At 77.0% G+C, this 17,803-nt stretch carries 18 protein-coding genes; 8 read left to right on the top strand and 10 right to left on the bottom strand.

The genetic code is table 11. From position 1 onward, the window contains the following. The first annotated feature begins 3 nt into the window (after positions 1-3). Both arfA and V9U69_RS04085 read left to right on the top strand, forming a co-directional pair. Positions 4-1,521 (top strand): arabinosylfuranosidase ArfA, encoded by a 1,518-nt coding sequence (arfA, locus tag V9U69_RS04090; protein WP_337060028.1) that lies wholly within the window; start codon positions 4-6, stop codon positions 1,519-1,521. A 92-nt stretch (positions 1,522-1,613) separates the two neighbouring features. Continuing rightward, positions 1,614-2,408, top strand: a complete 795-nt coding sequence (locus tag V9U69_RS04085; RefSeq protein ID WP_442907575.1) for an SGNH/GDSL hydrolase family protein — start codon at positions 1,614-1,616, stop codon at positions 2,406-2,408. 24 nt (positions 2,409-2,432) lie between these two features. Here the strand turns inward: V9U69_RS04085 and V9U69_RS04080 are convergent, their stop codons facing one another. Continuing rightward, positions 2,433-3,353, bottom strand: a complete 921-nt coding sequence (locus V9U69_RS04080; protein ID WP_337060026.1) for a DNA/RNA non-specific endonuclease — start codon at positions 3,351-3,353, stop codon at positions 2,433-2,435. A gap of 109 nt (positions 3,354-3,462) precedes the next feature. Beyond that, positions 3,463-4,206 carry a MerR family transcriptional regulator gene (locus V9U69_RS04075; protein WP_337060025.1) on the bottom strand — a complete coding sequence of 248 codons (744 nt, stop codon included), beginning with the start codon at positions 4,204-4,206 and terminating at the stop codon, positions 3,463-3,465. 165 nt (positions 4,207-4,371) lie between these two features. Between V9U69_RS04075 and V9U69_RS04070 the strand changes: the two genes are divergently transcribed. Next, on the top strand, positions 4,372-4,965 hold the full coding sequence (locus V9U69_RS04070) for a hypothetical protein (RefSeq protein ID WP_337060024.1): 594 nt from the start codon (positions 4,372-4,374) through the stop codon (positions 4,963-4,965). On the opposite strand, the gene V9U69_RS04065 is transcribed toward V9U69_RS04070, so the two are convergent. From V9U69_RS04065 to V9U69_RS04045, 5 genes are all read right to left on the bottom strand, one after another. Beyond that, positions 4,947-5,711, bottom strand: coding sequence for a PadR family transcriptional regulator (locus V9U69_RS04065; RefSeq protein WP_337060023.1), 765 nt, complete (start codon positions 5,709-5,711; stop codon positions 4,947-4,949). The genes V9U69_RS04070 and V9U69_RS04065 overlap by 19 nt on opposite strands. 46 nt (positions 5,712-5,757) lie before the next feature. After that, the gene (locus V9U69_RS04060; RefSeq protein ID WP_337060022.1) at positions 5,758-7,050 is read right to left on the bottom strand and encodes an FAD-dependent oxidoreductase; all 1,293 of its coding nucleotides are present in this window, start codon (positions 7,048-7,050) and stop codon (positions 5,758-5,760) included. Positions 7,051-7,140: 90 nt separating this feature from the next. Next, entirely contained in the window at positions 7,141-8,100 is a 960-nt protein-coding gene (locus tag V9U69_RS04055; RefSeq protein ID WP_337060021.1) for a YihY/virulence factor BrkB family protein, read from the bottom strand. Positions 8,101-8,209: 109 nt separating this feature from the next. Further along, complete coding sequence (locus V9U69_RS04050; protein ID WP_337060020.1) at positions 8,210-9,652, bottom strand: putative bifunctional diguanylate cyclase/phosphodiesterase; 1,443 nt, start codon at positions 9,650-9,652, stop codon at positions 8,210-8,212. Between the two features lie 84 nt (positions 9,653-9,736). Continuing rightward, complete coding sequence (locus V9U69_RS04045) at positions 9,737-10,351, bottom strand: histidine phosphatase family protein (RefSeq protein WP_337060019.1); 615 nt, start codon at positions 10,349-10,351, stop codon at positions 9,737-9,739. Positions 10,352-10,407: 56 nt separating this feature from the next. Between V9U69_RS04045 and V9U69_RS04040 the strand changes: the two genes are divergently transcribed. From V9U69_RS04040 to glpK, 3 genes are read left to right on the top strand one after another with little or no spacing between them, the layout of a single operon-like run. After that, the gene (locus V9U69_RS04040; RefSeq protein WP_337060018.1) at positions 10,408-10,974 is read left to right on the top strand and encodes a beta-class carbonic anhydrase; all 567 of its coding nucleotides are present in this window, start codon (positions 10,408-10,410) and stop codon (positions 10,972-10,974) included. Positions 10,975-11,005: 31 nt separating this feature from the next. Further along, positions 11,006-11,758 (top strand): IclR family transcriptional regulator, encoded by a 753-nt coding sequence (locus V9U69_RS04035; RefSeq protein ID WP_337060017.1) that lies wholly within the window; start codon positions 11,006-11,008, stop codon positions 11,756-11,758. Positions 11,759-11,789: 31 nt separating this feature from the next. Then, on the top strand, positions 11,790-13,358 hold the full coding sequence (gene glpK, locus V9U69_RS04030; RefSeq protein WP_442907574.1) for a glycerol kinase GlpK: 1,569 nt from the start codon (positions 11,790-11,792) through the stop codon (positions 13,356-13,358). A 28-nt stretch (positions 13,359-13,386) separates the two neighbouring features. Here glpK and V9U69_RS04025 read toward each other — a convergent pair whose 3' ends face one another. Further along, the gene (locus tag V9U69_RS04025; RefSeq protein ID WP_337060015.1) at positions 13,387-14,331 is read right to left on the bottom strand and encodes a DUF368 domain-containing protein; all 945 of its coding nucleotides are present in this window, start codon (positions 14,329-14,331) and stop codon (positions 13,387-13,389) included. A gap of 74 nt (positions 14,332-14,405) precedes the next feature. Between V9U69_RS04025 and V9U69_RS04020 the strand changes: the two genes are divergently transcribed. Together V9U69_RS04020 and V9U69_RS04015 are read left to right on the top strand one after the other, a co-directional pair. Beyond that, a complete protein-coding gene (locus V9U69_RS04020; protein WP_337060014.1) occupies positions 14,406-15,173 on the top strand; it encodes an SDR family oxidoreductase in 768 nt (255 codons plus the stop codon). A gap of 20 nt (positions 15,174-15,193) precedes the next feature. After that, complete coding sequence (locus V9U69_RS04015; protein ID WP_337060013.1) at positions 15,194-16,204, top strand: L-idonate 5-dehydrogenase; 1,011 nt, start codon at positions 15,194-15,196, stop codon at positions 16,202-16,204. Here V9U69_RS04015 and V9U69_RS04010 read toward each other — a convergent pair. Together V9U69_RS04010 and V9U69_RS04005 are read right to left on the bottom strand one after the other, a co-directional pair. Beyond that, positions 16,172-17,224: a hypothetical protein gene (locus V9U69_RS04010; protein WP_337060012.1), complete on the bottom strand. Its 1,053-nt coding sequence runs from the start codon at positions 17,222-17,224 to the stop codon at positions 16,172-16,174. The genes V9U69_RS04015 and V9U69_RS04010 overlap by 33 nt on opposite strands. Beyond that, on the bottom strand, positions 17,221-17,610 hold the full coding sequence (locus tag V9U69_RS04005; RefSeq protein ID WP_337060011.1) for a PadR family transcriptional regulator: 390 nt from the start codon (positions 17,608-17,610) through the stop codon (positions 17,221-17,223). Before V9U69_RS04005 ends, V9U69_RS04010 begins: the two co-directional genes overlap by 4 nt. Positions 17,611-17,803 lie beyond the last annotated feature (193 nt).

The following is a 17,803-nucleotide window of genomic DNA, read 5'->3' as shown; positions in this document are numbered from 1 at the left end:
CCCGTGCGCAACGCCCGCCTCACCCTCGACCCCGCCTTCACGGTCGGCCCCGTCCCGCACCGACTGTTCGGCTCCTTCGTGGAGCACATGGGCCGCTGCGTGTACACCGGCATCTTCGAGCCGGACCACCCCACCGCCGACGAGGACGGCCTGCGCGGCGACGTCCTGGAGCTGACGAAGCAGCTCGCCCCCACCGTGGTGCGCTACCCCGGCGGCAACTTCGTCTCCGGCTTCGAGTGGGAGGACTCCGTCGGCCCGCGCGAGGAGCGCCCCCGGCGCATCGACCGCGCGTGGCGCTCGGTGGAGACGAACCAGTTCGGCCTGGCCGAGTTCGACTCCTGGGCCCGCAAGGTCGGCACCGAGACGATGATGGCCGTCAACCTCGGCACCCGCGGCCTGCAGGACGCCTGCAACCTGCTCGAGTACACGAACCTGAACTCCGGCACGAAGTACTCCGACCTGCGCGTCGCGCACGGCACCAAGGACCCGCTGGACATCAAGCTGTGGTGCCTGGGCAACGAGCTGGACGGCCCCTGGCAGACCGGTCACAAGACCGCCCACGAGTACGGCCGGCTGGCCGCCGAGACCGGCATGGCGATGCGCTCCATCGACCCCGACATCGAGCTGGTGGCCGTCGGCTCCTCCAGCCGCTCGATGCCGACGTTCGGCGCGTGGGAGTCCACCGTCCTGGACCTCTCGTACCACGCGGTCGACTACATCTCCTGCCACGCCTACTACGAGGAGAAGGACGGCGACGCCGCCAGCTTCCTCGCCTCCGCCGTCGACATGGACCTGTTCATCGACCAGGTCGTCGCCACCGCGGACGCGGTGCGCGCGAAGGGCAAGCACAACAAGCGCATCAACATCTCGTTCGACGAGTGGAACGTGTGGTACCAGTCGCGCCCCCACCACGCCCCCGGCGTGCAGCCGTGGGACGTCGCCCCGCGCGTCATCGAGGACGAGTACTCCATCACCGACGCCGTCGTCGTCGGCACGCTGCTGAACTCGCTGCTGCGCCACGCCGACCGCGTCACCATCGGCGCCCAGGCGCAGCTCGTCAACGTCATCGGCCTGCTGCGCAGCGAGGCGGGCGGGGACGCGTGGAAGCAGACCATCGCCCACCCGTTCGAGCAGATGCGCCACCTCGCCACCGGTGACGTGCTGCGGGTCGCGACGACGTCCGACAAGTACGAGACCGACGAGTTCGGCGACGTCGACGTCGTGGACGCCAGCGCCACCTGGAACGACGACACCTCCACCGTGTCGCTGTTCCTGGCCAACCGCGACCAGTCCGAGGCCGCCTCCGTGGAGGTCTCCCTGCGCGGCTTCGACGTCGACAAGGTCGTGGGCGCGAAGGTGCTGGCCGCCACCGAGGGCCAGGACCGCCACACCACGAACGCGACCGGTTCGCACGACCAGGTGGGCCTGCGCCCGCTGCAGGACGTCAGCCTCGTCGACGGCGTGGCCACCGTCGTGCTGCCGCCGCTGTCGTGGGCGGTCGTGCAGGTCGCGAAGGCCTGAGACCGCCGGGGCTCGGCGCCCCGCACCCGCCACGGCCTCCCCGGCGACACCGCCGGGGAGGCCGTGGCACGTCCGGGGTCAGGGGCGGCAGCATGGTGCCCGTGGGCACCTACCGGTACGTCGCCCTCGGGGACTCCTTCACCGAGGGCATGGTCGACCCGCGCCCGGACGGGGGGTACCGCGGCTGGGCCGACCGCCTGGCCGAGCACCTGGCCGCGGCCGGCGACGGGACGGTCGTGGAGTACGCCAACCTGGCGGTGCGCGGCCGGCTGCTGCCGCGCATCGTCGACGAGCAGGTGCCGCGAGCGCTGGAGCTGGCCCCGGACCTGGTGAGCCTGGTCGGCGGCGGCAACGACCTGCTGCGCCCGGGCACCGACCCGGACGCGCTCGCGGGGCTGCTGGAGCGGGCGGTGGTGCGGCTGCGCACCGGCGGCGCCCGCGTGCTGCTGGCCACGGGGGCGGACCCGGCGGCCGCACCGCTGCTGCGGCGCACCCGCGGCGCCGTCGCCGCCTGGAACTGCCACGTGTGGAGCCTCGCGCACCGCCACGGGTGCGACGTGGTCGACCTGTGGGGGCTGCGGGCGCTGGCCGACCCCCGCTGCTGGGGGGAGGACCGCATCCACCTGACGCCCGAGGGGCACCGGCGCGTGGCGCTGGCGGCCCTGGACGCCCTGGGGCGGCCCGCCCCCGTGGGCCTGAGCGAGGCCGAGCGCGACTACCGCAGCCCCCTGCCGGCGGCGGAACCGGTGCCGCGGCACCGGGCGCTGGCGGCGGACCTGCGCTGGGGCCGGGTGCACCTGCTGCCGTGGGTGCACCGCCGGCTGCGGCGCACCACCTCCGGGGCCCACCGCACGGGCAAGCGGCCCGAGCCGACCCCCGTGCGCTGAGACCCGCCCGCCCCCGGTGCGGGCTCAGAGCAGCAGGTCCCCCGGCGCGCTCAGGGCACGCCACATCGGCACCCCGTCGCCCTCGGCGGCGGCTGCGGGCACCAGCGCGGGCATCCGGTCGGCGGCCACGAGCGGCTCCAGGTCCAGGGCGGTCAGCTCCGCGACGTCGGCCACGGGCACCTGGAAGGTGCGGAACGCGCCCAGCTCGGGTGCGTGCTGCGCGGTGGCCTCCGAGCGCAGGACCTCCTCCACCAGGGGGGTCTGGTCCAGCACGAAACCGGCGGACGCCAGGACGGGGCCCGCGGCGCCGGGGGCGCCCTCGTCGAGCAGGTACCCGGCGACCTTGAAGAACCTGCGCGGGACCCGCACCCCCCGGTACTCGGGGTCGTCGTCGGCGAACACCGGGCCGGTGAGCACGACGAGCCGCGCGTCGTGCTCGCGGGCGTGCGCGAGGACGTGGTCCTCCAGCCCCAGCCACAGCTCCAGCGACTGGTTGAAGCCCGACGCCTGCGGGGCGGCGTTGGTGTAGCTGAAGGTGTCGGCGTTCGCCCGGCGCGCCTCGGCCGGCGCGCCCCACACCGGGTCGCGCCGGCGCACGAGGTGGCCGCGGTCGAAGTCGTTGCGGGCGTAGAGCTCCGCGCCCGCCTGGGCGTCCGGGCCGACGCGCGGGTCGAGGAACCAGTCGTCGCCGCGCTCCACGTCGCGCAGCGCCGCCCCGTCGACGGTGACGGCGGTGGCCGCCGCCAGGCGCCGGTCGGGGCGCAGCACCACCGAGAAGTGCGTGTAGGGCAGCACCACCACCTCGGTGCCGTCGGTGGGCACCGGCAGCGGCACCACCGGCCCGGGCGCGAGGAAGCCCGGGTCGTACCCGGCGCGACCGGACAGGTCGGCCGCGGCGGCGGTGACGGGGCCCGCGGCGACCTCGGCGGTGGGCGTCTCGCTCATGGGCCCACCCTGCACCCGCCCTGCGACACGGCGACGACGCCCGGGACGACGCGCGGGGTCGGGGACGTGACGGGCGGGTGCCGGGCGGGTGAGCGCCCGGCCGGCCGCGTCAGCGCAGCTCGCGCTGCGCGAGCACCTCCGCCGCGTCGCGCAGCAGCACCGCCGTGCCGGGACCGTACGCCTCGTACGTGGCGCGGAACCGCTCGTCGTCGACGTACACCGCCGTCAGCCCCCGGTACGCCTCGGCGCCCGGCGTCCAGAACGCGGACACCCACGCGTGGTGGCGGCGCACCAGGTCCTGCACCGCCTCCTCGTCGGGCGCGGCGCCGCGCGCGGCCGCCGCGGCCAGACCTCGCCCGATCGCGTCGGCCTCGGCGCCGTGCGCGGCCCGCCCCTCCTCGCCCAGCTCCCGCCAGGCCCGCTGCGCCCGCTCGTGCGCGTCGCGGCCCCAGCGCTGCACCACCTCCTCCTCGTAGCGGCTCGCGTCGAAGCCGTCGAAGCTCGTCGTCACGTCCAGCTCCTCCCCCTGCTCGGTCCTGCGGAGGGTCTCCCGCACCGCCCCGGCCAGCCGGGTCAGGCGAGCGGCCTCCGCCTCCAGGAGCCCGGCGTGCGCGCGCAGGGCGCTGACCTCGTCGGTGCGCTCGTCGAGCACCTCGGCGATGGCGGCCAGGCCCAGCCCCAGCTCCCGCAGCAGCAGGATCCGCTGGTACCGGCGCAGGGCGCCGTCGTCGTAGTAGCGGTACCCGTTGGTGCCGACGCGGCTGGGCGCCAGCAGGCCGATGTCGGCGTAGTGCCGCAGCGTCCTGCTCGTCGTGCCGGTCGCCTTCGCGACCTGGTGGATCGTCCACTCCACGGTGCCCTCCCCGAACTCCGCGGACGACGCTAGGAGTTGACGCAGCGGCAGGGTCAAGCGACGACGGGTGACGCGCCCCGGCTTGACCGCTCCTGCGGTCCCACGTAGACACGCCGGGAGAGGCGAGGGGCGCAGCGGGCCCGGCCGCGGGGGACGGGGAGGCTCGTGCGCATCGAACGCGCGGTCGTGGTGCTGCCGGTGCTGCCCGCCGACCTGCCGCTGCTCGACGGCTGCCTGGAGCGGCTGGTGGCGTGCGCCGACGAGGCCGCCGCCGCCGGGGTGCCGACGACGCTGGTGCCGGCGGTGCCGCCCGGCCCCGCGGCCGCGCAGGTCCTCGCATCGTGGCGGCCGCTGGTGGCGCTGGTCGACGGGGTGGCCCTGGAGCCGGTGGAACCGGGACCGGTGCTGGCGGCGTCCGGGGACGCCGAGCGGGTGCTGGCCGCGGCGGCCGGCGCGGTGGCGGCCGGGTTGCCCCGCCCCGGTGCGGTCGTGCTGCTGACGACGGCGCCGCGGGTCGCGGTGGGCAGCCGGTGGATCACCGAGCACGTGCACCACCACGCCACCGGCGCGCAGGCGAGCACCGGCCCGGTGCGGGGGGCTCGCGGCCCGCACCCGGTGCGGCTGAACCTCGCGGTGCGCGCGGACCTGCTGCGCCGCTGCGGGGCGGCCGCCCTGGACGGTGGCGGGGACCGCCCGCTGGTGCACGCCCTGACGCCGGCGGTGGGGTTCCTGACGGCGTCTCAGCCGGCGTCGCCCTGATCCGGGCGGGCCTGAGCGCGGGGGTCCTCGGCGAGCAGTCGCAGCAGGTCCTGGCGGCAGCGCTCGAGCACGTCACCGGCCCGCTGCGCGTCGCCGGGGCGGCCGCTGAGGGCCACCTGGTGCAGCAGCCCGGCGATCTGCTGGACCTGCCGGCCGAGGTCGCGGAACTCCCCGCGCGAGGGCCGGCTCTCGACGCTCTCCCAGGGCGCGGGCGCCCCGGCGAGCTCCCGCTCGACGACCTCGCGGCCGGCGTCGGTGAGGGTGAACCGCTTGGGGTCGGCGGGGTCGGCGGTCACCAGACCCTCGTCCTGCAGCTGCTGCAGCGTCGGGTAGACGGAGCCCGGGCTGGGCTTCCACGCGCCGTCGCTGCGGCGCTCGACCTCGCCGATGATGCGGTAGCCGTTGCTGGGTCCCTCGGCCAGCAGCACGAGGACGGCGGCGCGCACGTCGCCCTTGGGCCGGCGCGGTCCGCCGCGGCCGCGGAACCCGGGGCCACCGAACCCGGGGCCACCGAACCCGGGGCCGCCGAAGTGCCAGTCGGCCCCCTCGGGGCCACCGGGGCCGAAACCACCGCGACCCGGGCCACCGGGGCCGAAACCACCGCGGCCGCCGAACGAGGCACGGGACCCGGGGCCGCCCGGGCCCTCGAAGGGCGGGCGCCCACCGCGGCGGTGCCGGTGCCCGCCGCCGCGCGGGCCGGGGCCCTCGGGCTCGGGGAGGGGGAAGGCGGAGAAGGGGTTGCGCACGGTGCACCTCCGGGACGGAGTGCGGCACGGCGCCACACTCGATACGTCAACGATACATCGCTGACGTATCGAGTGCTCCCCGCTCCGGTGGGGCGTGCTCCGGCAGCAGCCCCAGGCCGATCGCCGCCGCCGGCACCACCCGCAGCGCCGGCACCCGCGCCAGCAGCCGCAGCACCCGCGGCGCGCGCACCGGCCCCGCGCTCGCCAGCGAAGCCCCCAGCACCCGCCGGTGCGCCACGCGCTGCGCCGCTTGCGTCAGCACCACCGGCAGCCATCGCCGCCGCTGCACCTGCGTCAGGTCGCGGCGCGAGACCGTCCCGCGGCGCAGCGGCCCCGCCAGCAGCCGGGCCGCGGCCACCGCGTCCTGCACCGCCAGGTTCACCCCCACCCCGCCCACCGGGGACATCGCGTGCGCGGCGTCCCCGATCACCAGCAGCCCGTCGCGGTACCAGCGCCGCAACCGGTCGATGCGCACCCGCAGCACGCGGACCCCGTCCAGGTCGACCAGCGCCCCCACCACCGGCGCCAGCACCGGCAGCAACCGGGCCAGGTCCGCGCGGAACGCCGCGGCACCACCCGCCCGCACCGCCTCCAGCCCGCCGGAGGGCACCACGAACGCGCACTGCAGGTAGTCACCGCGGTCCAGCACCACGACGAACCGGCCGCTGGAGGCCCGCACGCCCGTCACCGCACCCGCCGGGCGCGGCAGGCGGAACCACAGCACGTCCACCCCGGCGCCGAACTCCCGCAGCCGCAGACCGGCGTCCTCGCGCAGCACCGAACCGCGCCCGTCGGCCGCCACCGTGAGCACCGCGCGCACGGAGCGCTCGGCGCGGTCGCCGGAGTCGTCACCCGCACCGTCCCCGCGCGCCGTGCGCCGGTACCGCACCCCCACCACCCGGCCGTCCTCGCGCAGCAGCCCGGTGACCTCGGCCCCGGTGCGCAGCTCGAAACCCGGGTAGCGCCGCGCCCGCGCGGCCAGCAGGTCCAGGAAGTCCCACTGCGGCACCAGCGCCAGGAACGGGAACCGGCCCGGCAGCCGGGAGAAGTCCGCCACCTCGAACGTGCCGTCGTCGGTGGTGACGGCCGCCCGCTCCACCCGCGCGTGCGGCAGCCGCAGGAACTCCTCCGCCAGCCCCACCTCGTCCAGCAGCCGCAGCGTCGAGGGGTGCACGGTGTCGCCGCGGAAGTCGCGCAGGAAGTCGTCGTGCTTCTCCAGCACCAGCACCGGCACGCCCGCGCGCGCCAGCAGCAACCCCAGCACCAGCCCCGCGGGGCCTCCCCCGGCGACCACGCACCGGGTCCGCTCCACCCGTCCCGCACCGGCGTCGCCGTCCACCGCACGCTCCCTCCCCGGGCGGCCCTGCGCCGTCCCCGGCGCGGCCATCGTGGTGCTCCCGGCGCCCGGGCGGAACCCCCGCCGTCGCGGTCAGGGGCAGCGGCCGGCGTCCCACTCGGCGTTGAACACCCCGCCGAGCAGGACCACGACGCTGGCCAGCCACCCCAGCAGGGCGGCCGCCAGGGCGGTGCCGAGGAACTGCCCGACGGCCCGCACGGCCGCGTCGCCGCCGTCGACGTCCGGCGTGCCGGGGCCGGCGATCCCCACGTACAGGCGGAACCCCCAGGCGAGCACCACCAGGCCCGCCGTGGCCAGGACCGCGCCCGGCAGGGCGTCGCGCCAGCGGGTGTCGGCGTTCTGCCCCACCTGGTACAGCCAGGCCAGGAACGCGGTGACGACGACGGCCAGCACCGGCCAGCGCGCCAGGGACCAGGCGGAGCGGAACGCCTCCCCCGCACCGAGCGCGTCGGCCAGCTCCTGCCCGCTCCCGAGCAGCGGGCCCACCACGGCCAGGGCGAGGAACGTGCTGGTGACGACGACCGCCGCGAGCGTGAACACCAGGGACAGGCCCCACAGCTGCAGGAACCCGCGCCGCTCCTGGACCCGGTAGGCGTCGCCGAGGGTGCGCACCGCGGCGCGGAACACCCTGCTGCCCAGCCACAGGGCCACCGCCACGCTGCTGAGCGCGACGCCCACCCGCTCCTCGTGCAGCAGCTGCCGGACGAACGGGACCGCCACGTCCCCGGCGAGCTCGGGGCTGAGGGTGGCCTCCACCGCGCCGACGATCCGCTCCTCCATCCGCTCGACCGCGGCCGTGCCCAGCAGGTCTCGCAGCAGCCCCAGGTTCGCCGCCAGGACCGTCGCCAGCGGGAGCAGGGACACGAGGAGGTAGTAGGTGATCTCGGCCGCCAGCCCCGGCACCCGCACCTCCGACGCCCGGTGGGCGGCGCGCACCGCGACGAGGGCCGGGTTGCGCCCCCGCACCCGGACCCGGCGCGCCGCGGCAGCGCCCTCCAGGCGCCGCCAGACCTCGTCGCCGTCGATCAGCACACCCACCCCTCCCGCACGACGTCCACCGCCCAGGATGGCCGTCCGCCCGGGCAGGGGGCGGGCAGGGTCAGGCGGGCAGGGTCAGGCGGGCAGGGTCAGGCGGGCAGGGTCAGGCGGGCTCGGCCGCCGGCTCCCCCGCGGGCTCACCGGCCGGCCCGCCCGGCTCGCGGCCCAGCGCGTCGAGGGCCCAGCGCAGCGCCTCGGCCGCCGGCAGCGGCCGCGCGAACAGGTACCCCTGCAGCTCGTCGCACCCCATGGCGCGCAGGCGCTCGGCGGTGCGGGGGTCCTCCACGCCCTCGGCGACGACGACCAGCCCGAGCCGGTGCGCGAGCGCGATGACGGAGGAGACGATCACCTCGTCCTCCGGGTGCGCCATCAGCTCGGTGACGAACTGCCGGTCCACCTTCAGCTCGTGCACGGCCAGCCCGCGCAGGTGCACCAGGCTCGTGGCACCGGCCCCGAAGTCGTCGACGGAGACGCGCACGCCGCGCTCGCGCAGGCGCTGCACGGTGCGGCGCGCACCGTCGGGGTCGACGACGATGGCGGTCTCGGTGATCTCCAGGACGAGCTGCTGGGCGGGCCAGCGCGTCAGCGCCAGGGCCTCCTCCACCACGCCCAGCAGCCCCTCGTCCAGGCAGGCGGCGCTGATGTTCACGGCGATGGTGGTGTCCAGGCCCCGCGCGCGCCACGCGGCCGCCTGCCGCGTCGCGGTCAGCAGCACCCAGCGCGTCAGCGGGTGGATGAGGCGGGTGCGCTCGACGAACGGCAGGAACGCCGCCGGGGGCAGCAGCCCGCGGGTGGGGTGCTGCCAGCGCACCAGCGCCTCGAACCCCAGGAGCCGGCCGCCACCGGTGCCGCCACCGGACACCTTCGGCTGGTAGTGGACGACGAGCTGGTCCTCCTCCATGGCCTGCCGCAGCTGGCCGAGGACCTCCAGCGCACCGGTGGAGTGCGGGTCGTGCGCGGGGTCGTAGCGCAGCACCCCGGCGCGGGCGCGCTTGGCGGCGTACATCGCCACGTCCGCGTGCTGCAGCAGCGCCTCGGCCGTCGCGCCGTCCGGGCCGGCGAGCGCGACACCGATGCTGCCCTGGACGTCCAGGGGGACCTCGCCGGAGGTGAAGGCGCCCATCGCCAGGCCGGCCAGCAGCCGGCGGGCCAGCACGTCCGCCTGCGAGGCGTCGGTGGGGCCGGGCACGAGGACGGCGAACTCGTCACCGCCCAGGCGGGTGACCTGCGCCTGCTCGCCGGCGGTGCGTTCCAGCACGTCCGCGACCTGGCGCAGCAGGGCGTCGCCGGCGGAGTGCCCGAGGGTGTCGTTGACGTCGCGGAAGCCGTCGAGGTCCAGCAGCAGCAGGGCCGGGGCGCGGCCCTCGGCGAGCAGCGCGGCGACGCGCTCGGCGAGCGCGGCCCGGTTCCCCAGGCCCGTGAGGGCGTCGGTGCGAGCCGCCCGCGCGGTGCGGCGGTCGCGCCGGTGGACCACCACGGCGAGGGCGACGGCGGCGGCCGCGGTCACGAGGACGACCGTCGTCCAGGCGATCCAGGCTGTGTCCACGAAGGCCCATCGGCGCGGGCGGTCGCGCCCTGAACGGTCCGGCCGGGTGAGTTCGGGCCCGTGCGGGGCCTGCGGCCGCGCTGCTCAGCCCTGGGCGGGCACGCTCCAGCGCACCAGCACCGGCCGCCCGTGCTCGTGGCCCAGCTCTCCCCAGGTGCCGGCGTCGAGCGCGAACAGCGCTCCCGCGGTGGGCGACAGGCCCAGCCAGCAGGCCGCCAGGACGCGCAGCAGGTGGCCGTGGGCGACGAGCACGACGTCGGCCTCGTCGTCCCCGCCCGCCTCGCGCACCGCGGCGGCGGCGCGGGCCAGGACGGCGCGGGCCCGGACGGCGACCTGCTGGACGGTCTCGCCCGGTGTCCCGCCGGGCACGACGCCGTCGTGCCACACCGACCACGGCCGGCCCAGCTCCTCGGAGATCTCCGCGGTGGTGCGGCCCTCGTAGCCGCCGTAGTCCCACTCGACGAGGTCGTCGTCGAGCCGCAGGGGCGCGGCGTCGGCCAGGCCGGCGAGCTCGGCGGTGCGGCGGGCGCGCACCCGCGGGCTGCTGAGGACCAGGCAGGTGCGGCGGGCGGCGAGCACCGGAGCCAGCGCCCGGGCCTGGGCCTCGCCCTCGGCGGTCAGGGGCACGTCGGTGGTGCCGGTGTGCTGACCCGACAGGCTCCAGGCGGTCTGCCCGTGACGGACGACGAGGATGGACACGTCCGGGACGGTACGCCCCGTGCCGGTGGGACGCGCCCCGTGGTGAGAATGTCGCCGTGAACGACACCACCGACCCCCGACCCGGCGACCCCTTCGGCGACGTCCTGGGCGCCAACGCCACGTACGCCGACTCGTTCGTCGACACCGGCCGGCCCGGCGTGGCCGGTTCCGGCCTGGCCGTGCTGACGTGCATGGACTCGCGCATCTCCCCGCTGGAGATGCTCGGCCTGGTCCCCGGGGACGCGAAGATCCTGCGCAACGCCGGCGCCCGCGTGACCGACGACGTGCTGCGCACCCTGGTGCTGGCCACCTACCTGCTGGGCGTGCAGCGGGTGCTGGTGCTGGCGCACACCGACTGCGGCATGACGAAGAGCACCGACGCCGACGTGCACGCGAAGGTCCTGGCGCAGGGCGTGGACACGCGCAGCATCGACTTCCGCACGATCAGCGACCAGGAGGCCACGCTCGTGCACGACGTGCAGCGCATCCGCTCCTGGCCGTTCCTGCCGCCGCGCATGCCGGTGGCCGGCGGCGTCTACGACGTGCGCACGGGGCGGATCCGGATCGTCGTGGACGCCGACAGCCCCGCCGAGGACACCCCAGCGCCCCCCGCGGCGCGCTGAGCGCCGGCCGGCGCGGGGCGGGAGGCGCGGCGTGCCGGGGCCGATCCAGTCCGTGGAGCGGGCCGCTGCGGTGCTGCGGTTGCTGTCCGGCGCCGGCCGCGGCCTGGGCGTGGTGGAGGTCGGCAACGCGCTGGGGCTGGCGAAGACCACCGCGCACGGGCTGCTGCGCACCCTCGTGGACGTCGGGTTCGTCGTGCAGGACGACGACGGCGACTACCGCGCCTCCCCCGCGCTGGCCGACCTGGGCCGGCCCCGCACCGGCGCCGACGACCTGCGCGCGCACGCGGTGAACTGGGCGGACTCGCTGGCCGCCCGCACGGGCGAGTCGGTGCGGCTGGCGGTGCTGCACGAGGGCAGGGCGCTGGTGGTGCACCACGTCTTCCGCCCCGACGACAGCGCCCAGGAGCTGACCACCGGGGCCAGCCTGCCGGCGCACGCGTGCGCCCTGGGCAAGGTGCTGCTGGCGTCGGCGCCGGTGCGCCTGCGCGGGCGGCTGCCGGCGATGACGGGACGCACCGTCACCGACGCGGCGGCGCTGCGGCGCGCGCTGGCGGCGGTGCGCGACCAGGGCTGGGCCCTGGAGGTGGAGGAGCTGACCGCGGGGGTGGCGGGCGTCGCGGCGCCGGTGCGCGACCGCGGCGGCCTGGTGGCGGGGGCGATCGGCGTCGACGGGGACGCGGACCGCCTCGTGGACACGCGCGGCCGCCCCCGGGCGGGCCTGGTCCCGGCGGTGCGGCACGCCGCCCGCGCCATCTCCCGCGAACTGGGCGCCCGTCCCGCGTGAGCCCCCCGGGCCGGGGACCGCGTCGGGCAGGATGGCGCGCGTGACGACGCGGGCGGCGACGACGCTGGACGGCGCGGACCAGCGGCCCGAGCACCGCGGGTACGTGGTGGCCGTCGACCAGGGCACCACGTCGACGCGCTGCATCCTCTTCGACCACGCCGGGCGCCTGGTGGCCGTCGCCCAGCGCGAGCACCGCCAGCACTACCCGCGCCCGGGGTGGGTGGAGCACGACGCCGCCCGCATCTGGAGCGACGTGGCCCGCCTGGTGCCGCAGGCGATGGCGCAGGTGGACGCCTCCCCCGCCGACGTCGTGGCCGTCGGCATCGCCAACCAGCGCGAGACCGTCGTGGCGTGGGACCGGCGCACCGGCGAACCCGTCGGCCCCGCCGTGGTGTGGCAGGACACCCGCACCGCCGCCCTGGTGGAGGAGATGGCCGCCGACGGCGGCGTGGACCGCTTCGCCGGGGTGTGCGGGCTGCCGCTGGCCACCTACTTCGCGGGCCCGCGCATGACGTGGCTGCTGCGCCACGACGAGTCGCTGCGCCGGCGCGCCGAGCGCGGTGAGGTGCTGTTCGGCACGGTGGAGTCGTGGCTGGTGTGGAAGCTCACCGGCGGGCCGGACGGCGGCGAGCACGTCACCGACGTCACCAACGCCAGCCGCACCATGCTCATGGACCTGCGCACGCTGGACTGGTCGCCCGAGCTGCTGGCGGAGTTCGGCGTCCCCCGGGCGGCGCTGCCGCGGATCGTGCCCAGCTCGCAGGTGTACGGCACCGCCCGCACCGTGGTGCCGGGCGCGCGCATCGCCGCCGCCCTGGGCGACCAGCAGGCGGCGCTGTTCGGGCAGACGTGCTTCTCCCCCGGCGAGGCGAAGTGCACCTACGGCACCGGCGGGTTCCTGCTGATGAACACCGGCACCGAGGTGCCGCGCTCCGCGCACGGGCTGCTGACGACGGTGGCGCACCGCATCGGCGACGAGCCGCCCGCGTACGCGCTGGAGGGCTCGATCGCGGTCACCGGGGCGCTGGTGCAGTGGCTGCGCGACAACCTGGGGCTGATCTCCACCGCCCCGGAGGTGGAGTCGCTGGCGCGCACGGTGCCCGACAACGGCGGCTGCTACTTCGTGCCCGCCTTCTCCGGGTTGTTCGCCCCGCACTGGCGGGCGGAGGCGCGCGGGCTGCTCATCGGCCTGACCTCCTTCGTCACCAAGGGGCACGTGGCGCGCGCGGTGCTGGAGGCGACCGCGTGGCAGACCCGGGAGGTCGTCGAGGCGGTGGAGGCCGACTCCGGCCTGCGGCTGTCCTCGCTGCGGGTGGACGGCGGCATGACGTCGAACAACCTGCTCATGCAGACGATCGCGGACGTGCTGGACGTGCCCGTGGTGCGGCCGATGGTCTCCGAGACGGTGTCGCTGGGCGCGGCGTACGCGGCGGGCCTGGCGGTGGGCTTCTGGCCGGACACCACCGCGCTGCGCCGCCGCTGGCACCGCGCCGCGCAGTGGTCGCCGGCGATGGCCGCCGGCGAGCGCGAGCGCGGCTGGGAGGACTGGCAGGAGGCGGTGCGGCGCACGTTCGGGTGGGTGCGGCACGGGGCGCCGTGACGCGCGGCGCCCCGGCGCACCACGGGCGTCAGCGCACGGCGGCGTCCGGCGCCCCGGCGCCGCGGCGCGCCAGGCGCTCCTCGACGACGAGCAGCACCACGACGAGCGCGGCGCCGGCCAGCACGAGCAGCACCACGGGCAGCACGTCGCCGGAGGGGCCGGCCAGCTCGCGCTGCGCGCCCTGCCACGGCCACAGCGCCCGCAGCGACCCGGCCATGAGCCCGGTCATCACGGCCAGGGTGAGGGCGCGGTGGTGGTCCAGCAGGTGCTGCAGCACGCGCACGAAGGAGGCCAGGCCGACGGCCGCGCCGAGGGCGAAGACGCCGACGTAGGCGAGGTCGCGGTCGGCGACGGCGCGCAGCGTCGGCTCGTACAGCCCCACGGTCAGCAGCAGGAAGGAGCCGGAGACGCCGGGCAGGACGAGGGCGCAGATCGCGACGGCGGCGGCGACGGCCACCACCAGCAGGGACGGGTCCCGCTCGGAGGCCGCCGGCAGGCCGGTGAGCAGGAAGGCGGCGACGGCCGCGACCGCCGCCACGAGCAGCAGCGGCGGCGACCAGCGGCCCACCATCCGCGCCGGCACGACGAGCGAGGCCAGCACCAGGCCGAGGAACACCGCCCGCGAGCCCACCGGGTGCTCGGTGACCACGGGCTCGAGCACCGCGGAGCCGACGACGACTGCCACGGCCATGCCGGCCAGGACGGGCAGCACCACGGACCAGCGCACCCGGGCCAGTTCGGTGCGCACCTGCGAGCGGGGGCCGGTCACGGCGTACCGGGCGGCGGTGACGACGTGCCCTGCGCCGCCGATGAGGGTCTCGTACACGCCCGTGACGAGGGCGAGGGTGCCGCCGCTGACGCCGGGGACGACCTCGGCGCTGCCGATGAGGGCGCCGCGCACGACGTCGGCGGGCAGCCGGCGCCCGCTGGACGGGGACGAGGAGGGTGGCGAGGTCCGGGCGGTGGCGGTCACCCGGACACGGTAGGCGACCGGCGACCCGGTCCCGGGCGACCGCCACCGGCGCGGGTGTGCCAGTGTTCGCGGGTGTGAGCGGACTGTTCGACGTCACCGGCCGGCTGGCGCTGGTCACCGGGTCCTCGCGCGGGCTGGGCCGCGCCATGGCGGCGGGGCTGGCGGAGGCCGGCGCCCGCGTCGTCCTGCACGGGCGCGACGGCGCGCAGCTGGAGCGGGCGCGGGCGGAGATCGCCGGGCGCACCGGCAGCGAGCCGGCGGTGGTGCGCTTCGACGTCACCGACGCCGGGGCGGTCGCCGCGGGCGTGGAGGCGCTGGTCGCCGAGCACGGCGTGCCGGACGTCCTGGTGAACAACGCCGGCATCCAGCGGCGCGCGCCGTTCCACGAGTTCGCCACGGCCGACTGGGAGGACCTGGTGGCCGCGAACCTGTCCAGCGTGTTCCACGTCTCGCGCGCGGTGGTGCCGCACATGGTGGCGCGCGGGTCGGGGAAGGTCGTCAACGTCGCCTCGGTGCAGTCGGTGCTGGCGCGGCGCACCATCGCGCCGTACACCGCCACCAAGGGCGCGGTCGCCTCCCTCACCAAGGGCATGGCGGCGGACCTGACGGGGCACGGGATCCAGGTGAACGCCATCTCCCCGGGCTACTTCGCCACCGAGATGAACGCCGCGCTCGTCGCGGACGAGCAGTTCAACGCGTGGGTGGAGCAGCGCACGCCCGCGGGCCGCTGGGGGCGCGTGGAGGAGCTGCTGGGCACGCTGATCTACCTGGCCTCGGACGCGTCCAGCTACGTGTCGGGGCAGAACGTCGTCGTCGACGGCGGCATGACGTCGGTGCTCTGAGGATTCCGGGAGGGGTTGCGGTGCGAGCGGTGCGGATCCACGGCGAGCGGGACCTGCGCGAGGAGGAGGTGCCGCTGCCGGAACCCGGCGCGGGGCAGGTGCGGTTGCGGATGGCGTACGCGGGGATCTGCGGGTCGGACCTGCACTACTTCGCGCACGGCGCCAACGGCGAGTTCGTGGTGCGCGAACCGCTGGTGCCCGGGCACGAGGTGTCCGGCACCGTGGACGCGGACCCCTCGGGGGACCTGTCGCCGGGCACGCCGGTGACGGTGCACCCGGCGACGTTCGGCCCGGCCGCGCCGGGCCTGGAGGACCTGCCGCACCTGCGCCCCGGGGGCTCCTACCTGGGCAGCGCCTCGACGTGGCCGCACACCCAGGGCGGGATGAGCGAGTTCCTCGTGGTGGACCGCGAGATGGTGCGGGTGCTGCCGGGCGGGCTGCCGCTGCGCACGGCCGCGCTGGCCGAACCGCTGGCGGTGGCCCTGCACGCGGTGACGATCGCCGGGGACGTGGCGGGCCGCCGGGTGCTGGTGTCCGGGTCCGGGCCGATCGGGCTGCTGGTGGCGGCCGCCGCGCTGGAGCGCGGCGCCGGTGAGGTCGTCAGCACCGACGTGCTGGCCGGCCCGCTGGAGCGGGCCCGCGCCCTCGGCGTGCACGGCACGGTGCGCGTCGGGCAGCAGGAGGTGGAGCGCGAGGGGTTCGACGTGGTGCTGGAGTGCTCCGGCGTTCCCGTGGCGGTGAGCGCGGCGCTGCTGGCGGCGCGGCGGGCGGCCGTCGTCGTGCAGGTCGGGATGGTGCCGAACGAGCCGCGGCCGGTGAACCTGGCACCGCTGGTGTCCAAGGAGCTGCAGCTGCGCGGCACGTTCCGCTTCGCGGGCGAGATCGACGAGGCGGTGCGGGTGCTGGCGGCGAACCCGGCGCTGGAGCGGGTCGTCACCCACGAGTTCCCGCTGGCGCGCGCCGAGGAGGCGTTCGCGGTGGCGTCGGACTCGGAGGTCTCAGGCAAGGTGCTGGTCTCGCTGGCGGGCTGAGCGGCGCCACGCCGCCACCGCGAGGGGGACGAGGAGCGCGACGGCGGCCGCCCGCCACAGCAGCTCCCCGCCGAACCCCTCGTCCAGGGCGGTGTCGACGACCGTGACGGTCCAGTAGGCGGCGAGGGCGCTGCAGAACCACGCCTGCAGGCGCGAGCGCCGCCGGCGGGGCTCGGGCGAGTCCTCCACGAGCCGCAGCGCGTGCACCTCGGCGGGGCCGAACTCGTCGCGGGGGTGGGCGGTGCCGCTGTCGCGCCAGTAGCCGCGGGCCTCCTGCACGCGGGCCCGCACGTCCGCACGGGTCAGGTGGTAGCGCCCGCGCAGGAGCCCGCCCAGGCGCGCGAACCACTCGTCCGCGTCACCGGCGGCGGCGTCCGCGTCCGCGTCCGCGTCGAGGGTGGCGGGGCGCTGCGGCAGCTTCACCCCCGCCACGGCCAGCGCGAGGGAGACGAGCAGCACCACCGGCACCGGCAGCTGCCCCAGGGCCGGGCGGTCCCGCAGCGCGTCGGCGACGACGACGCAGGCGACGAGCCCGGCGGCGCCCGCGGCGAGCCACGCCCAGCCGTGGACCAGCCGCCCGGCTCGGCGTTCCAGCACGCCCCAGGCCGCGCCCGTCCACGCGGCGGCGGTGGCGGCGAGCACGGCGAGCCCCGCGGGGGTGACGGCGGTCGTCCAGCCCTCCGTCACGAGCAGCAGGAGCCCGTAGAGGAAACCGCCCCACCCGGCACCCAGCAGCACCACGGTCCACCGGTCGCGCGGGGAGGTGCCGTCGAGGTCGACGGCGGCGCGACGCTCGACGGGCACGCGCTCGCGGGCGACGTCGGCGGCGTGCTCGTCCGCGCTCCCGAACAGCTCCTCGGCGGGACGGCCGGACTCCCAGCAGGCCTGCCGCGCCTCCTCGGCGGCGTCCTCGGCGACGGAGCCCGGGACGCCGTGCTCCAGCAGGAGCCGGCCGAGCAGGCGGTCGCCCCACCGCTCGTCCTCGGGGCGGGGCCAGCGCTGCTGCACCGGTGCGTTCACGGGGTGCTCCCTCCTGCTCGTCGTCCCGCGGCCGCGGTGGCGGGCGGGGGGGTGCCGTGCGGGTCCAGCAGGTCCGCGACGGCCGCCGCGAAGGGCTGCCAGCCGCGGCGCAGCGCCTCCAGCCGGGCGCGCCCGGCCTCGGTGAGGGTGAAGACCTTGCGGCCGGGGCCGCCGGACCCCTCCTGCCAGGCGGAGGTCAGCGCCCCCTCCTGCTCCAGGCGGTTGAGCACCGGGTACAGCGCCCCGCCCTTGACGGGGCCGACGCCGGCGGACTGCAGCTGCTGCGCGACGGCGTACCCGTGGGCGCTGCCGCGCGCCAGCACGGCGAGCGCACACGTGCTCAGCACGCCGCGCTGCCACTCGGGGTTCCCGTCGTCCGCGTCCACCGGCTGATCGTGGCACGGACTAGTCGAGGTGTCGACTAGTCCTCACCACGACGACCGTCCCCCTCCCGCGGTGATCTTGCGCGGTTGAGCGCTCAGCAGTGCGAGATCACCGCGGAGGGGCGGGGTCGCATTGACAGACGGAAGGCGGCGGGTGAGGCTGTCCGCGCGCTGTGAGAGCGCTCTCAACGAGGAG

The sequence above is a fragment of the Kineococcus sp. G2 genome (assembly GCF_037154035.1).
GTDB lineage: Bacteria > Actinomycetota > Actinomycetes > Actinomycetales > Kineococcaceae > Kineococcus.
The sequence above is the reverse complement of the archived record's forward strand: the minus strand, read 5'-3'. Positions and strand labels throughout refer to the sequence as shown.